The following is a 14,218-nucleotide window of genomic DNA, read 5'->3' as shown; positions in this document are numbered from 1 at the left end:
GATGAGCTCCTTCGGTCACGTGCGTGTTGTCTCGAACGTAGTTGAATGTGAAGACGGGTTCAAGTACGGTCGGAAGTCCAGGCAGCCGGGATCACAGGAGCTCTCACATGACCACTGGACAGCAGCGTGTCCGCGTCGCCGTCGTCACGGGGGCGGCTCGGGGCATCGGCGCAGGTGTCGCCCGGCGGCTCGCGGCCGACGGGATGGCCGTCGCACTCATCGATCTCGACGAGTCGGCCTGTGCAGCCGTCGCCGAGGAGATCACCGCCGCCGGGGGCCGAGTGCTCGCGGTCGGGGCGGACGTCTCGGACCCGGAGCAGGTCGGGGCCGCCGTCCAGCGGGTCGCCGGCGAGCTCGGTGCCCCGACGGTCGTGGTCAACAACGCCGGCATCATCCGGGACAACCTCATCTTCAAGATGTCGGTCGAGGACTGGGACGCGGTCATGGCGGTCCACCTGCGCGGTGCCTTCCTCGTGACGAAGGCATGCCAGGCGTACATGACGCAGGAGGGCTTCGGCCGCATCGTCAACCTCTCCTCGACCTCGGCCCTCGGGAACCGCGGGCAGACGAACTACTCCGCCGCCAAGGCCGGCATGCAGGGCTTCACCAAGTCTCTCGCCATCGAGCTCGGCAGGTTCGGGGTGACCGTCAACGCGATAGCGCCCGGTTTCATCGAGACCGAGATGACCGCCGCGACCGCGGCACGCATGGGCCTCAGCTTCGACGAGCTCAAGAGCGCCGCCGCCGCACAGGCCGCGGTCGCGCGGACCGGCCGGCCCGAGGACATCGCGCACGCCGTGTCCTTCTTCGTCAGCGAGGGTGCCGGCTTCACGACGGGTCAGGTCCTCTATGTGGCAGGCGGGCCCTGCGACTGATGGACACGGGCGGGCCCAGGTCCGCACGCTGCGCTTCGTCGACGGGCCCGACGTGGTGCACAAGAACGCCCTCGCCGCCACGAGATCCGAAGGATGACGAAGAATGACTGATCTGCAGCAGCGGGTCGAGCAGCTCCTCGCGAGCCACGATCCCACCACGACGGAACCTGCCGACTTCCTCGGCGCGCAGTTCGACGCCGGGCTCGCCTGGGTCCACTTTCCCGAGGGAAAGGGCGGGCTGAGCCTCGCGCGCGGCCGCCAGCTGGAGGTCGATGCTCTCCTGGAGGCCGCACGTGCGCCTCGACCGGACGTCGCACGCAACAGCATCGGCCTCGGCATGGCCGCCCCAACACTGCTCGCCTATGGCAGCGAGGAGTTGCAGCAGCGCCACCTGCGGTCGCTCTTCGCCTGCACCGAGATCTGGTGCCAGCTCTTCAGCGAGCCGGGCGCCGGCTCCGACCTCGCCGCTGTCGCCACCCGCGCGGTCCCCGACGGCGACGAGTGGGTCATCGACGGGCAGAAGGTGTGGACCTCCGGCGCACACGGTGCCGACTTCGCGATCCTGCTCGCCCGCACGGACACCTCGGTGCCGAAGCACGCGGGCATGACGTACTTCGTCGTCGACATGGCCGACCCCGGCATCGAGGTGCGCCCCCTCCGCCAGATCACGGGCGAGGCCGAGTTCAACGAGGTGTTCCTCACCGGCGCGCGGGTCCACGACGGCAACCGCGTCGGCGCGGTCGGCCAGGGATGGGCCGTCGCGACGACGACCCTCAACAACGAGCGGGTCGCCATCGGTGCCGGCGCCGATCGTGAAGCCGGTCAGATCGGCCTCGTCACCGAACGCTGGCGTACGGACCCCTCGGTGCGCACGCCGGGGACGCACGCCGAGCTCCTGCGGTGGTGGGTCGAGACCGAGGTGACCCGTCTCGCGGGCGAGCGCCTGCGCCAAAGCCTCGAGGCGGGCCAGCCCGGCCCTGAGAGCTCGGCGATGAAGCTCGCCTTCGCCCACCAGGCGCAGAAGGTGAGCGGCTTCGCGCTCGAGCTCGCGCCTGAGGAAGGCCTGACCTACCACGACTGGACGATGGTCAGTCCGGAGCGTGGCTCCTTCCTCGGCCACGGACCTGGCTACCGCTACCTGCGCGCCAAGGGCAACTCGATCGAGGGTGGCACGAGCGAGATCATGCGCAACGTCATCGCCGAGCGGGTGCTCGGCCTGCCCCCGGACCACCGCCCCGACAAGGGGATCGCCTTCAAGGACGTGCCGCGATGACCGACCTGCTCTACACCGACGTCGAGGAGTCGCTGCGCTCCAGCATCCGCTCGACCCTGCAGCGTTCCCTCGACGAGGGGCTTCCCGCCCGCCTCGCCGACGAGCCCGAGACCGACGTCAGCGGGCTGTGGCGTACCCTCACCCAGCAGCTCGGGCTCGCGGGTCTGCTCGTACCTGAGTCCCTCGGTGGGGCCGGCGCGAGTGCCCGCGAGGCGGCCGTCGTCCTCGAGGAGCTCGGCCGGGCAGTCGCACCGACTCCCTTCCTCACGAGCGCGGTCATCGCGACGACCGTGCTGCTCGTGGCCGGCGACGAGGAGAACCTGCCGGCGCTCGCCTCAGGGGAGCGCACTGCCACGCTCGTCCTGCCGTGGACCGCCCGCCGCGGCGCATGGACGCCGGTGCACGGCAGCGCCGAGCCCGTTGCCGGGGCGCTTGGCGCCGACCTCTTCCTGGTGCCCATCCCGGGCGAAGCGGGAGGCACCTCCCTTCGCGCGTACGGTCGCGACGAGGTCGAGCTCGAGCCGATCACCTCGCTCGACATGACCCGGCCGCTCGCTCGCGTGACCCTCACCGGCGCGGGGACCGAGATCGTCTCCGGCGCATCGGCGGACGACGCGGTGGACGCCGCGCTCGCGGCCGGTGCCGCACTGCTCGCCTCCGAGCAGCTGGGCCTGGCCCAATGGTGTCTCGAGACGACGGTCCAGTACGCCGGGACGAGGACGCAGTTCGCCCGGCCTATCGGCTCCTTCCAGGCGATCAAGCACCGCCTGGCCGACCTCTACCTGCTGCTCGTCGGCACGCAGGCCGCGGCCCGGCAGGCCGCGGGGACGCTGGCTGACGGCGGTGACGCCCACGAGCTGAGCATCGCCCAGGCCACCGCCCAGGCCTTCTGCTCCGACGCTGCCGTCCACGCTGCCGAGGAGGCCCTCCAGCTGCACGGGGGCATCGGCATGACGTGGGAGGCGCCGGTGCACACCCGGCTCAAGCGGGCCAAAGCCGACCAGCTCGCCCTCGGCACGCCCGACCGGCACCGTAGCGACCTCGCGCAGCTGGTGCACCTCCCCGCGAGCTGACCGAGCGTGCCCGACCAACAGCCTCGACCAGCCTCTTCGACAACTCAGGAGTGACCATGCGCGAAGCAGTCATCGTCTCCACCGCCCGTACCCCGATCGGCCGGGCCTATCGGGGTGCCTTCAACGACACTCAGGCACAGGAGCTCATCGGCCACGCCGTGCGGCACGCCGTCGAACGCGCCGGCGTCGAAGGCGAGCGCATCGAGGACGTTGTCGTCGGTGCCGCCCTCCAGCAGGGCTCGACCGCGATGAACATCGGTCGCCAGGCCGCGCTGCGGGCCGGGCTGCCCACGAGCGTCGCCGGCATGTCGGTCGACCGCCAGTGCGCGAGCGGCCTCATGGCGATCGCCACGGCGGCCAGGCAGGTCCTCCTCGACGGCCAGGACGTCGCCGTCGGTGGCGGTGTCGACTCGATCTCGCTCGTGCAGAACGAGCACATGAACACCTACCGCGCCCAGGACCCTTGGCTCCTCGAGCACGTCCCGGCGACCTACATGTCGATGCTCGAGACCGCCGAGGTCGTTGCGGAGCGCTACGGAATCTCGCGCGAGCACCAGGACGAGTACGCCCTCGAGTCGCAGCGACGGACCGCCGCCGCACAGGAGGCCGGTGCCTTCGACGACGAGATCGTGCCCCTGCCGTCGATGATGCTCACCAAGGACAAGACGACCGGCCAGGTCGGCTCGCGGGAGGTCGTCCTCGCCAAGGATGAAGGCAACCGACCCGGGACGACGATCGAGGACCTCGGGAAGCTGGGCACGGTCCTGGCCGGGGACGGCACCGAGGGCTTCTCCATCACGGCCGGAAATGCCTCGCAGCTGTCCGACGGCGCCTCTGCCGCCGTCGTCATGGAGGCCGCCGAGGCCTCTCGCCGCGGGCTGCTCCCGCTCGGCGCTTTCCGCGGCATGGCCGTCGCCGGCTGTGAGCCGGACGAGATGGGGATCGGCCCGGTCTTCGCCGTGCCGAAGCTGCTCGCGCAGCACGGCCTGACCATCGACGACATCGACTTGTGGGAGCTCAACGAGGCGTTCGCCGTCCAGGCGCTCTACTGCCGCGACATGCTTGGCATCGACCCGCAGAAGTACAACGTCAACGGCGGAGCGATCTCGATCGGTCACCCCTACGGCATGAGCGGTGCGCGCATGGCCGGGCATGTCCTCATCGAGGGCCGGCGACGAGGTGCGAAGTACGGCGTCGTCGCGATGTGCGTCGGCGGCGGCATGGGCGCGGCGGGCCTGTTCGAGATCTTCTGACCGGGTCAGGCCGCGGGAGGCACGGGCCGGTAGCGCAGAGCGACCGCCCCGGATCGGAACCCGTGGCGATCCACGAGCTCGAGCTCGACGCGCTTGCGCAGACCGGCAAGCAGCGTCGGCCCGTGCCCCGCGAGGACCGGCTGTACGACGAAGACGTACTCGTCGATCAGCCCCAGGTCCGCCAACGCCAGAGGGAGCGTCACGCCACCCACGAACACGCCCTCGCCCGGCTCCTCCTTGAGCCGCTGAACCGCCTGCCCCAGGTCGCCGTGGACCAGCTCGGCGTTCCAGTCGACGCTGCTCAACGTGCTCGACACGACGTGCTTGGGCGCCCGGTCGATGGCCTCGGCGAACGGGGTCTCCCAGGCGCCCATCCAGTCGGGCCAGGTGCCGGTGTCCGGCCGCCGCCACGCCGACTCCATCATCTCGTAGGTGACCCGGCCGAACAGGAGCGCGTCGGCTCGCTCCATCTCGTCGGTCCAGTAGCGCATCGACTCCTCGTCCGGCGGGATCCCGGCCTCGTGGTGGCAGCAGCCGTCGAGGGTCACGTTGATCGCGTACCGAAGTGGTCTCATCTCGCTGGACTCCCTTGAAGCGTGTGGCGCGATTTCGCCTGACCGTACTCAGACTCCCGCCGGCGTCATTTCTCATCGCCGCGAAGGGTTCGGTCGATCCAGCCGATGACCTCGGTCAGGATGGCGGGCCCTCGATCTCGAGGAGCCCGGGCCGCAGGCGCCCTTCGCCGGACCACTGGGAGGTCAGGGGCTGCGGTTCGTCCACGTCGCAGCGAGCTGGGCCGCTACGGAGGCGCTGTCGATGAAGATCCGCTCGCCGACCACCGATCCCGTCTCGTCGAAGCTGATCACGGCGATCATCTCCAGGGAGATGGCGTTGCCGGTCGGGGCAAGGCCGGCATGGGTGCCGTCATGCGTGCCCTCGAAGCGAACGAGGGCCGCGCCGGTGGACTCCTCGAGACCGAGTGGCTCGACCGCGGCCACGAGATCGCTGAACCCCTCGAAGAGAGCAGCCTCGCGGGCCGCCAGCGCCGCGAGTCCCTGCTGGGGACCGGTCATCGGCGAGTCGTAGACAGCAGGTCCGGCCCACAGGCGCAGGACCTCGTCGACGCTGTGGTTGTTGACGGCGGACATGGCCGCCTCGGCGAACTTCTGGATGAACATGGTGCTCCCTCGGACTAGTTGGCTGCTGCGGGCTGCGGCCGTACGGAACGTTCGGCAAGGGCGATGGACCACTGCATCGGCAGACGCGCTGCGATACGGGCGACGAGGCGGTTGGCAGCGCCGTCCACCACCTCGCGACGATCCCTACGCCTGGGCCGTCGCGCGGCTGACGCAGAACCTCTCGGAGCTCCCAGAGACGCGTTCGCTGGCGACCGAGCTGACGCAGCGCTGGGTCGACGTCGTCGCCGACGTGGTGCGTGAGGCCCTCGGCACCCGGAGCGAGGCACCGGCGCCGGACCCGCGGTGATCGCCCTGCTCCTCGTGGGCGCCTTCGACGGGCTGAAGGCCACGCTGAAGGCCACGGTCCAGGTGCTCACCGACGACCCAGACGCCGTCGCACGGCAGCTTGAGGACGGTGGCCATCTCCTCCTGCGGATGGGTGTTTCGACGCGGCAGGTGCAGCACCTCGTCGCGAAGGGAGACCTGCGTCAGGTCGCTCGCGGCGTGCTTGACGAGACGTCCGTGCAGCGTTTGCTGGCGGTCCGTGGCGACTCGCACGAACGTGCGTGGTCGGAGTCCACGGCATGGGGAGCTGTGGCTCTCCTCGCCGGTGCCGATGCGGAGTGGATGGGGGAGCGGCAGCGGACCCGGCTCAGGGCGAGACTGCGCGGACTCTCAAGTGCTGGGCTTGTCGCTGGCAGCCGCGATGCCGGACGGGGCGACAGCGTGGCGCGCACTTCCCGGCGATCAGCGCTCGGACGGTCAGGTGGCACTGCGCGTTCTCACAGCCTGAGCCCGCTGCGCCCAATCACTGGCGGCGCATTGACGCGCGTCGGAAGTCGCGCATCGGGATCGGCAAAACGGGACGTCGCCCCGCTAGCCGATCGGGTGGTCGTGCACCGCCGATGAGAGGTGCGCGCCGTTCAGCTCTAGGTAGAGCTGCCGCTCGGTCACGGTGAGCGTGATCGTGTTGCGGCGCTCGATCGTGTCCACCACGGAATCGATGAACCCAGGATCGAAGCTGTGCAGCACGATCTCGGCGGCGCGGTGGATCCTCGCCCCTGCCCACTGCGCGAGCACCTTGGCCGGGTCGCGGTGCGTGTAGATCGTCGTGCGCTCGGCAGCCTTGCTGCCCGTGTGAAGGCGCGCGGCATCCGGCGCGCCGACCTCGATCCAGGCGAGCAGCTTCCCGCTCAGGTCGCGCACGAGCACCGCCGGGTCGGCGGTCGCCGAGATGCCCTCGCTGAACACGATGCCCTCTTCGTGCTCGAGGCAGTAGGTGAGCACGCGCGTCACGAGGTACGCCTCGGTCTCTGACGGATGCCGCGCCGCGCGCAGCGTGAACTCCTCGTAGACGCCGCGATCTGTGTCGGCCAACTCGACCTCGAACGTGTGCATCGTCGCGCCGGCCGCCATGGGGCTCAGCCTAGTCCGGGGACTACCGCCTCCCGAGCCGTCATCGACCTCGGAGGCCGGTTCCGCGTGCCGATCCCGCGGTGGCACGTCCATGGGTTGATCCGCGGGTGGCGACGCTGCCTTCAGCCAAGTCGCCTGAGTAGCCGCGCTCGTGGAGCTCCTTCTCGAGCCGGTCAACGTAGCCGGTGACCAGTGGTGCCAGCACGGCGTTCGCGACGGTGGTGTTGAATCGGTCGTACTCAAAGATATCGGGGCGGATCTCGGCCGAGGTCGAGATGCTGGCCCACTTCCGCTACCGGCAGGTCGACCTGGCCCAGGCCGCGGCGTTCGACGCCCTGCTACCGGATGAGCACGCCCATTCCGAGCCTCGTGGCATGGGCCAGGGCAGCGCCACAGCGGGGATCGACCTCACCGAATTCTGATCGCCGTTGATCAGCGGCCGAGGCTGTGCGGCACTACCAGGCCCGCAACGTCCCGGGCTCCCCGTCAGTGCTGGCGATCAGGTCTGTCAGGGCGTCGGTGCCCTCAGGCCTGAGTTGCGGATTCCTAGTGCGAGCTGCTGAGCGACGTCGAGCTGGCCGGGTTCGCGGCGCGGCTGGAGATCAGGTACCAAGTGAAGAGAACGCTGAAGACGGCGTCGCCGAGCACCATCGTGGTGAGCCGCCCGTTCACGCTGCCGTCGTTGAAGTGCATGAGGACGAGTGCGACGACGAGGATCTTGCCGGCGAGGCCGAGCTGGATGATGCCGCGGTGTCGGTATGGGTCGCCGGCGGCCATCCAGTAGCCGATGCCAAAGAGGCCGATGGCGGCCAACCCCACGTGCTCGAACATGGTCCCGGTCGGCGCGCCGTCCAGGCCGAACCGATCGGCGAGGTCGAGGACCGGGAGGAAGAGCAGGACAGCGGAGAAGTTGAAGAGGGCCGCGATCCGGAACAGGGTGCGGGCAGACGGGTCGGACACGATGACTCCTGGAACGTTGGCTTTGAGCGGGGTCAGGCCCGGCTGAGGATGTGGACGGCAACGGTGGCTTCCTCGACTCCGACGAGTCCACCGCCGTTCTCCTGGATCGCGTGGCGCGCACCCTCGACCTGCCGGGCGCCCGCCTCGCCACGCAGTTGCGTGGTGAGCTCGAAGAGCTGTCCGATGCCGGTGGCGCCGAGCGGGTGGCCCTTCGACTCGAGGCCGCCAGATGGGTTGATCGGGATCCGCCCGCCGATGGTGAACTCGCCGCGCTCGGCTGCAGCACCGCCGGTGCCGGTCGGCGTCAGGCCGAGGTTCTCGGCCTGGATGATCTCGCCCATCGCTGACGCGTCGTGGACCTCGGCGACGTCGATGTCACCTGGGGCGAGCCCCGCAGCGTCGTACGCCTGCTGGGCCGCGAGTCGGCCGATGCTCTGGTCGAACTCGTCCACTCCACGGTGTGTGAAGCTGCGCATCACGCTGGCAGCGACCCGGATCGCCCGGGATCGGGCGCCGCCGATGCGACGCAGGCCGTCCTCGGTGCACAGCACGACCGCGGCCGCCCCGTCCGAGAGCGGCGCGCACATCGGAAGGGTGATCGGGTAGGTGATCGGCGGCGCGGCCAGGATCTCCTCGATCGTGTACGGCATGCGGAACTGCGAGAACGGGTTGCGCACCGAGTGCTGGTGGTTCTTGGCGGAGACCGCCGCGATCTGGCGCTGCGTCGTGCCCCACGTCTTCATGTGATGGCGTGACATGGCGGCGTACACCGACATGAAGCGGCTGTACGGATGCCCGGACTCGGAGCCGTCGGGTGGCACGACTCCGTCGCCCATCCGGACCAGCGTCGCGAAGTTCTCCTCGGCGCGGGAGACGTCCCAACCGGCCTCGAACAGCGCCAACGCCGCTGCCCTGTCGGGGATGTTCATCTTCTCTGCTCCCAACGCGAGGACCACGTCCGTGCTGCCGGCACGCAGGCTCTGGATCGCCAGGTGGACGGCGGTGCTGCCCGATGCGCAGGCGTTCTCGACGTTGAAGATCGGGATTCCCTCGATCCCGATCTTGCCGAGCACGACCTGGCCGGGGATGGCGAGCTGGCCCTGGAGCGGACCGTTGGTGGTCCCGGCGTAGAACGCGGAACCCATGTCCTTGCGGTCACACCCCGCGTCGGAGAGGGCTCCGCGCAGGGCCTCACCGGCCAGGTCCTCGAGCGGGCGGTCGAGATGCCGCCCGAAGACGGTCATCCCGATCCCGGCGATGTAGACCTCGGTCATCGTCGCGCCTCAGACCAGCCGCTTCATGACGGCCGGATACCGGTTGGGCATCACGCGCGCCAGCCAGAAGATCGAGCGTGAGTACTTGCCGGTGAGGATCCGGCGCCGGCCCTTCTCGATGCCGTTCAGGATGTCCACGGCGACCACCTCCGGCGGCGTGACCAGCATCGTCCCGGTCTTCGCTGCGAGGTCCGCCTCGACCTGGTCGGCGTTGACCGTGTGGCGTGCCGCGCGCTCGATGTTGGTGTCGATCGCACCCGGGTGCACCACGACGGCGTTGACCCCGGTGCCCTCGAGCTCGGACCACAGCGCTTCGGTCAGCCCGCGAACTCCGAACTTGGAGACGTTGTACGCCGACTGCCCGCCGTAGCCGACCAGCCCGAAGATGCTGGAGATGTTGACGATCCAGCCTTCACGTTGCGCGATCATGGTGGGGAGGAATGCCTTGGTGCCCACGATGACGCCGCGAAGGTTGATGCCGAGCAACCAGTCGATCTCTGCGACCTCGGTGTGCTCGAGGGTCCCGATGAGCGTGGCGCCGGCGTTGTTGAAGACGAGGTGCACGGTGCCGAAGTCCTGCAGCACCTCCTCGGCGTGGGAGGCGAACTCCTCGGCGCTCGAGACGTCGAGCTTGTAGGCGCGGACGTCCGCATTGCCGCACAACGCGCGGGTTGCTTCGACCGCGGACGCGTCGATGTCGGAGATCGCGACCCGGGCTCCGCGACGGCCGAGCTCGATCGCAAGCGCGCGCCCGATTCCTGATCCGGCGCCGGTGACGACGGCGACCTTGCCTTCCAGTGATGTCATGAACAGTGTCCTTCTGCTGATCGAGGGCGCGAACCGTCGGGTTCGCTCGGGGCGTGCGGGCCAGAGGCCTCCGGAGAGACCTGGCATCCAGGGGGTCATGGGGAGTGCCTCAGATAGCGCGCTCGGCGCCGGTCCAGTAGGTGTCGCGGAGGTCCTTCTTGAGGACCTTGCCGACAGTGCTGCGCGGGAGGGCGTCGACGAAGTCGACGCTCTTGGGAGCCTTGACGGATCCGAGCTGCTGCTTGCAGAGCTCGATCAGTTCCTCGGCGGTCAGGGTCTCGCCCGGGTTGAGCTCGACGACCGCCTTGACGGCTTCGCCCCAGTCGGCGTCCGGGACGCCGATGACGGCACAGTCCTGGACCTTGGGATGCGACCAGATGACCTGCTCGACCGCGCTGGGATAGACGTTGAACCCGCCGGTGATGATCATGTCCTTCTTGCGGTCGGTGATGTGCAGGTAGCCCTCCGCGTCGAGGTACCCGATGTCGCCGGTATGCAGCCAGCCGTCGACGAGCGTCTCGGCCGTCTGCTCGGGCGCTTTGTAGTAGCCCTTCATCACCAGGTCCCCCCGGACACAGATCTCGCCGGTCCCTCCTGCGGCGACTACCTGGTTGGCGTCGTCCAGGATCTCGACGTGGACCAACGGGCTGGGCCGTCCGACGGAGGAGAGCCGCTCGTCCGACGCGAGGGTGCCTGCCCGGAAGTGCTCCGCCGGCGGCAGGAAGGCGATCGATGCCGGTGCCTCGGTCTGGCCGTACCCGCCGGCCATCACGGGGCCGAAGACATCGATGGCCTTCTTCAGCTTCTCCACCGACATGGGCGCGGCGCCGTACAGGAAGTACCTCAGCGAGGAGTAGTCGACCAGCTCGATGCCGGGCGCCTCGATGAGTCGATAGATCACCGTCGGCGGCAGGAAGAGCTCGCTCACCTGCTGCTTGACGATCTGCTCCAGCATTAGTGCGGGCTCCGGCTTGGTCACCACCACGACGGTCCCGCCGCGGGCGGTGGTGGGCAGTGAGATCACTCCGGCGGTGTGGGTCATCGGGGCGGCCGCGAGATTGACCGGCCGCTCCTCGGCGCCGTATCCGAACGCGAGCATGTAGTGCGCCACGAACGTCTGCACACTGCGGTGGGTGTTCATGACACCCTTCGGTGCCCCCGTGGTCCCGCCGGTCGGCGAGATCGACACGACGTCGTCCAGGTCCACTGCCACGGCCGGGGCGGACGGGGACTGGCCCTCGAGCCAGGGGTCCAGCGAGACGGCGCCCTCGATCTCTCCGTCGAGGCACACCCAGCGCCGCACCTTCGGCAGCCGCTCGCGCAGGTCGCCGAGCAACGGTGCGAAGGCAGCCTGGAAGAACACCACCTCGCAGTCGAACGCATCCAGCAGTCGGTGGTTCTCCTCGGCGGAGTTGCGCGCATTCACCGGGATCCATGTCATGTTCGCGCGCCACAGCCCCAATGTGCACAGCCAGGCGGTGACGTCGTTGCCTGCCCACACCGCGCCCTTGGTCCCGCTCGGCAAGCCGTCGGCCAGCAGTGCGTTCGCAACGCGGCAGGTGAGGTCCCGAGCCTCCCTGAACGAGAAGGTGCGGTCGTCCTGGATGTAGGCCGCGCCCTCCGGATTGATCCGGACGCCGCGGTCGAAGAAGTCGATGATGGCCATCTGTGGTCCTCGGGATCCTGTCGGGGTGCGGTCAGAGCTGGGTGACGGAGGCGCGGGCGAGGCCGCGCTGCTCGAGGAAGCCGAGCAGGTAGTTGTGCCCGAACGCCTTGCAGCCTGAGGTGAAGCCGACCGCGTCGGTCTCGCCCTCGATGAGCTTCATCGCCGCGGCAACCTGCAGGGCACCGGTCGTGATGTACGGCGTCACGCTCGACACGCTCGCGCGCACGCCGCCCAGGGGGCCGCGGCCGACGGCGGTGTCAATCGATCGGTTCAACGTGGTGCGCTCCCGCGGGGGCATCGAGGGCGTGGTCGAGGCGACGATCTGGGCGATCGTGGCTTCCTGTGCCTCGATCGGCAGGTGCTTGATCTCTGCCTCCCACTGCTCGGCGACCGCCAGCACCAGGCGCATCGCCTGGTTGTCGTAGAAGCCGGTCAAGGAGGTGCAATAGCGCACGCGTGCGTCCTCCTGGTAGAAGACGGGCAGCGAGGTCCCGCCCCAGGGCAGCGCGAAGACGGGCCGCAGCACCTCGGGCACGGTGATCTCGAAGTTGTCGGTGGCGCCCCACGCGACGAGCTGGTTGTCCCACAGGTGGAACTGCTCCTGCCGGAAGGTCTCGAAGATCGAGGCGGTCGAGCCGACGGTCACGCCGGAACCTTCACGCGGGCCGCGGACTACGGTCGCGGTCTCCAGCGAATCGATGCCCGGAGTGTCCAGGGTCAGCTCGGCTGCGATCTGGGCGATCGTGTGCATGTAGGACAGCGAGGGGCACAGCACGAGGCCGGCCTCGGCGTACTGCTGGCCGAACTGCGCGCGGATCTTCAGCACGTAGCCCTGCTCGCCGGTGGTGTCGAGGTGGTGACACCCGGCCATGAGTGCGGCCTCGATGGCGACGGGGCCGTACTTCCCGAACGGCCCGACGGTGTTGCAGACCACCTTGGCGCCCACGAACGCAGCGGCGAGGGCATCGACGTCGTGCTCGGTCTCGATGATCTCGTAGGTCGCGGACTCGAGCCGGACCACGCGCTGCGACATCAGCTCCTTGATCCGGCCGGCATCGCGGCCGACCGCTGTGAACGGGATGTCCTGGTCGATCAACCAGTCCATCACCAGCATGCCGGTGTAGCCGCTTGCGCCGTACACAACGACGGGATACTTCGCCATCTCGAGACTCCTGGGGTGCTGTGGGATCCGCCTGTCGGATCACGTCGAGCCTAGGAAGAGAGAGCGCCGTTGTTTTGTCGCTGAGTGTCACCGATTTGTGATCTGATGACACCGTGTCAATGAAGACCAGCACCGCGGGGGAACCCCACCTTCGGGCGTGGGTCGTCAGCGGTTTCGTCGAAGTCATCGAGGCCCTGGGCGGCGACCCGACGACCTACGAGAAGCGGTTCCACGTGTCGTTGCGGCTGGCCGACCAGGGCAAGGAGATGATCCCGGCTGCCCCGCTGCTCCGGCTCATGGAAGCCGCCGCCGACGAGTTGTCCTGCCCGGACTTCGGCATCCGGGTCGGCCTCACCCAGGGCCAGGACTCGATCGGCCCGGTGATGGTTGCGGCGGTGAACTGCGCGGACGTCCGCGAGGCCTATGAGTCCGGCATTCGTTACCTCAACGCCCTCTTCTCGGCCTTCGACATCGCCATGGTCGACACCGCGGACGGTCCGCGGACGGTCTACACGCTCAAGGTGCCGGGAATCCGGGCCAGTCGCCAGTTCCAGGAGTGGTGCCTGGCCGTGACGACGAAGATCCTGCCCATCGTGGCCGGACCGACGGCTCGGCTGCGTGGCGTCTACTTCTCGCACCCGTCGTTGCTCGCCCAGGAGTTCTACGACGAGACCTTCGGCTGCCCGGTTCGCTTCGGCGAGACCAACTACGGCGTCGACTACTTCGCCGACGACATGGAGCGGGCCATTCCCCGCAACAACCCAGAGATCCGGGCCATCGTCAGCGACTACCTGGACAGCATCATCGCGACCTCGGGGCTGACCCTCGAGCACCAGCTCCTGGCCCTGGTCCAGGAGCTGCTCCCGACCGGGGGGTGCAACCTCAACGTGATCGCCGAGCACCACTTCGTCAGCGTGCGCACCATGCAGCGGCGGCTCGCAGCGGAGGGACTGGTCTTCGAGCGCCTCGTCGATGACGTACGGCGGGAGCGGGCGTTCGAGTACCTGGCCGACCCGGACCGGTCGGTGTCGCAGGTCGCGGGGCTGCTGGGGTACGTCGAGCAGAGCTCGTTCACGCACGCGTTCCGGCGCTGGAGCGGCAGATCCCCGCGCGCCTGGCGAGCTGAGCGCGTCGCATCGAAGTGATCTGCCGTCAGGCCGGGCGACAAGCTCGCTGACCCTGGACAAAGGCAACCACGCGTTCGTCGAAGCGCGCGGGATCCTCGAGCATCGGGCAGTGGCCGGTCCGGTTCCAGATCTCGAGCTCGGCACCGGGGATCAG

Annotated in this window: 15 protein-coding genes; 6 read left to right on the top strand and 9 right to left on the bottom strand. The window is 69.1% G+C overall.

Annotated features, from left to right (window positions below; genetic code table 11):
* The first annotated feature begins 107 nt into the window (after positions 1–107).
* From KVF89_RS11865 to KVF89_RS11850, 4 genes are all read left to right on the top strand, one after another.
* Positions 108–875, top strand: a complete 768-nt coding sequence (locus KVF89_RS11865) for an SDR family oxidoreductase (RefSeq protein WP_257425768.1) — start codon at positions 108–110, stop codon at positions 873–875.
* A gap of 103 nt (positions 876–978) precedes the next feature.
* Positions 979–2,148 (top strand): acyl-CoA dehydrogenase family protein, encoded by a 1,170-nt coding sequence (locus tag KVF89_RS11860; RefSeq protein WP_257425767.1) that lies wholly within the window; start codon positions 979–981, stop codon positions 2,146–2,148.
* Positions 2,145–3,221: an acyl-CoA dehydrogenase family protein gene (locus KVF89_RS11855; protein ID WP_257425766.1), complete on the top strand. Its 1,077-nt coding sequence runs from the start codon at positions 2,145–2,147 to the stop codon at positions 3,219–3,221. The genes KVF89_RS11860 and KVF89_RS11855 overlap by 4 nt, the downstream gene beginning before the upstream one ends.
* 56 nt (positions 3,222–3,277) lie before the next feature.
* Positions 3,278–4,474 carry an acetyl-CoA C-acyltransferase gene (locus KVF89_RS11850; protein ID WP_257425765.1) on the top strand — a complete coding sequence of 399 codons (1,197 nt, stop codon included), beginning with the start codon at positions 3,278–3,280 and terminating at the stop codon, positions 4,472–4,474.
* A gap of 5 nt (positions 4,475–4,479) precedes the next feature.
* On the opposite strand, the gene KVF89_RS11845 is transcribed toward KVF89_RS11850, so the two are convergent.
* The 4 genes from KVF89_RS11845 to KVF89_RS11830 form a co-directional block, all read right to left on the bottom strand.
* A complete protein-coding gene (locus KVF89_RS11845) occupies positions 4,480–5,049 on the bottom strand; it encodes a dihydrofolate reductase family protein (protein WP_257425764.1) in 570 nt (189 codons plus the stop codon).
* A gap of 183 nt (positions 5,050–5,232) precedes the next feature.
* A complete protein-coding gene (locus KVF89_RS11840; protein WP_257425763.1) occupies positions 5,233–5,652 on the bottom strand; it encodes an ester cyclase in 420 nt (139 codons plus the stop codon).
* 144 nt (positions 5,653–5,796) lie between these two features.
* Positions 5,797–6,210 carry a hypothetical protein gene (locus KVF89_RS11835; protein WP_257425762.1) on the bottom strand — a complete coding sequence of 138 codons (414 nt, stop codon included), beginning with the start codon at positions 6,208–6,210 and terminating at the stop codon, positions 5,797–5,799.
* A 318-nt stretch (positions 6,211–6,528) separates the two neighbouring features.
* Complete coding sequence (locus tag KVF89_RS11830) at positions 6,529–7,068, bottom strand: YaeQ family protein (RefSeq protein WP_257425761.1); 540 nt, start codon at positions 7,066–7,068, stop codon at positions 6,529–6,531.
* A 185-nt stretch (positions 7,069–7,253) separates the two neighbouring features.
* Here KVF89_RS11830 and KVF89_RS11825 point away from each other — a divergent pair, with 185 nt between their 5' ends.
* Positions 7,254–7,490 carry a hypothetical protein gene (locus KVF89_RS11825; protein ID WP_257425760.1) on the top strand — a complete coding sequence of 79 codons (237 nt, stop codon included), beginning with the start codon at positions 7,254–7,256 and terminating at the stop codon, positions 7,488–7,490.
* A 124-nt stretch (positions 7,491–7,614) separates the two neighbouring features.
* Here KVF89_RS11825 and KVF89_RS11820 read toward each other — a convergent pair whose 3' ends face one another.
* From KVF89_RS11820 to KVF89_RS11800, 5 genes are all read right to left on the bottom strand, one after another.
* A complete protein-coding gene (locus KVF89_RS11820; protein WP_257425759.1) occupies positions 7,615–8,028 on the bottom strand; it encodes a hypothetical protein in 414 nt (137 codons plus the stop codon).
* 32 nt (positions 8,029–8,060) lie between these two features.
* The gene (locus KVF89_RS11815) at positions 8,061–9,302 is read right to left on the bottom strand and encodes a thiolase family protein (RefSeq protein WP_257425758.1); all 1,242 of its coding nucleotides are present in this window, start codon (positions 9,300–9,302) and stop codon (positions 8,061–8,063) included.
* 9 nt (positions 9,303–9,311) lie between these two features.
* Positions 9,312–10,109, bottom strand: a complete 798-nt coding sequence (locus KVF89_RS11810; RefSeq protein WP_257425757.1) for an SDR family NAD(P)-dependent oxidoreductase — start codon at positions 10,107–10,109, stop codon at positions 9,312–9,314.
* A gap of 109 nt (positions 10,110–10,218) precedes the next feature.
* Complete coding sequence (locus KVF89_RS11805; protein ID WP_257425756.1) at positions 10,219–11,775, bottom strand: AMP-binding protein; 1,557 nt, start codon at positions 11,773–11,775, stop codon at positions 10,219–10,221.
* 31 nt (positions 11,776–11,806) lie between these two features.
* Positions 11,807–12,937, bottom strand: a complete 1,131-nt coding sequence (locus KVF89_RS11800; protein ID WP_257425755.1) for a saccharopine dehydrogenase family protein — start codon at positions 12,935–12,937, stop codon at positions 11,807–11,809.
* Positions 12,938–13,056: 119 nt separating this feature from the next.
* On the opposite strand from KVF89_RS11800, the gene KVF89_RS11795 reads away from it, so the two are divergent.
* Positions 13,057–14,082 (top strand): AraC family transcriptional regulator, encoded by a 1,026-nt coding sequence (locus tag KVF89_RS11795; RefSeq protein ID WP_257425754.1) that lies wholly within the window; start codon positions 13,057–13,059, stop codon positions 14,080–14,082.
* Positions 14,083–14,218 lie beyond the last annotated feature (136 nt).

The organism is Nocardioides carbamazepini (assembly GCF_024614185.1).
GTDB classification, from domain to species: domain Bacteria; phylum Actinomycetota; class Actinomycetes; order Propionibacteriales; family Nocardioidaceae; genus Nocardioides; species Nocardioides carbamazepini.
Note: the sequence above shows the minus strand (reverse complement) of the source record. Positions and strands in the feature narration are given on the sequence as shown.

Bases quoted from the DNA above. Each gene is read 5' to 3' on its own strand.
- KVF89_RS11865 (WP_257425768.1), top strand. From the start codon at position 108: ATGACCACTGGACAGCAGCGTGTCCGCGTCGCCGTCGTCACGGGGGCG.
- KVF89_RS11860 (WP_257425767.1), top strand. From the start codon at position 979: ATGACTGATCTGCAGCAGCGGGTCGAGCAGCTCCTCGCGAGCCACGAT.
- KVF89_RS11855 (WP_257425766.1), top strand. From the start codon at position 2,145: ATGACCGACCTGCTCTACACCGACGTCGAGGAGTCGCTGCGCTCCAGC.
- KVF89_RS11850 (WP_257425765.1), top strand. From the start codon at position 3,278: ATGCGCGAAGCAGTCATCGTCTCCACCGCCCGTACCCCGATCGGCCGG.
- KVF89_RS11845 (WP_257425764.1), bottom strand. From the start codon at position 5,049: ATGAGACCACTTCGGTACGCGATCAACGTGACCCTCGACGGCTGCTGC.
- KVF89_RS11840 (WP_257425763.1), bottom strand. From the start codon at position 5,652: ATGTTCATCCAGAAGTTCGCCGAGGCGGCCATGTCCGCCGTCAACAAC.
- KVF89_RS11830 (WP_257425761.1), bottom strand. From the start codon at position 7,068: ATGGCGGCCGGCGCGACGATGCACACGTTCGAGGTCGAGTTGGCCGAC.
- KVF89_RS11815 (WP_257425758.1), bottom strand. From the start codon at position 9,302: ATGACCGAGGTCTACATCGCCGGGATCGGGATGACCGTCTTCGGGCGG.
- KVF89_RS11810 (WP_257425757.1), bottom strand. From the start codon at position 10,109: ATGACATCACTGGAAGGCAAGGTCGCCGTCGTCACCGGCGCCGGATCA.
- KVF89_RS11805 (WP_257425756.1), bottom strand. From the start codon at position 11,775: ATGGCCATCATCGACTTCTTCGACCGCGGCGTCCGGATCAATCCGGAG.
- KVF89_RS11800 (WP_257425755.1), bottom strand. From the start codon at position 12,937: ATGGCGAAGTATCCCGTCGTTGTGTACGGCGCAAGCGGCTACACCGGC.
- KVF89_RS11795 (WP_257425754.1), top strand. From the start codon at position 13,057: ATGAAGACCAGCACCGCGGGGGAACCCCACCTTCGGGCGTGGGTCGTC.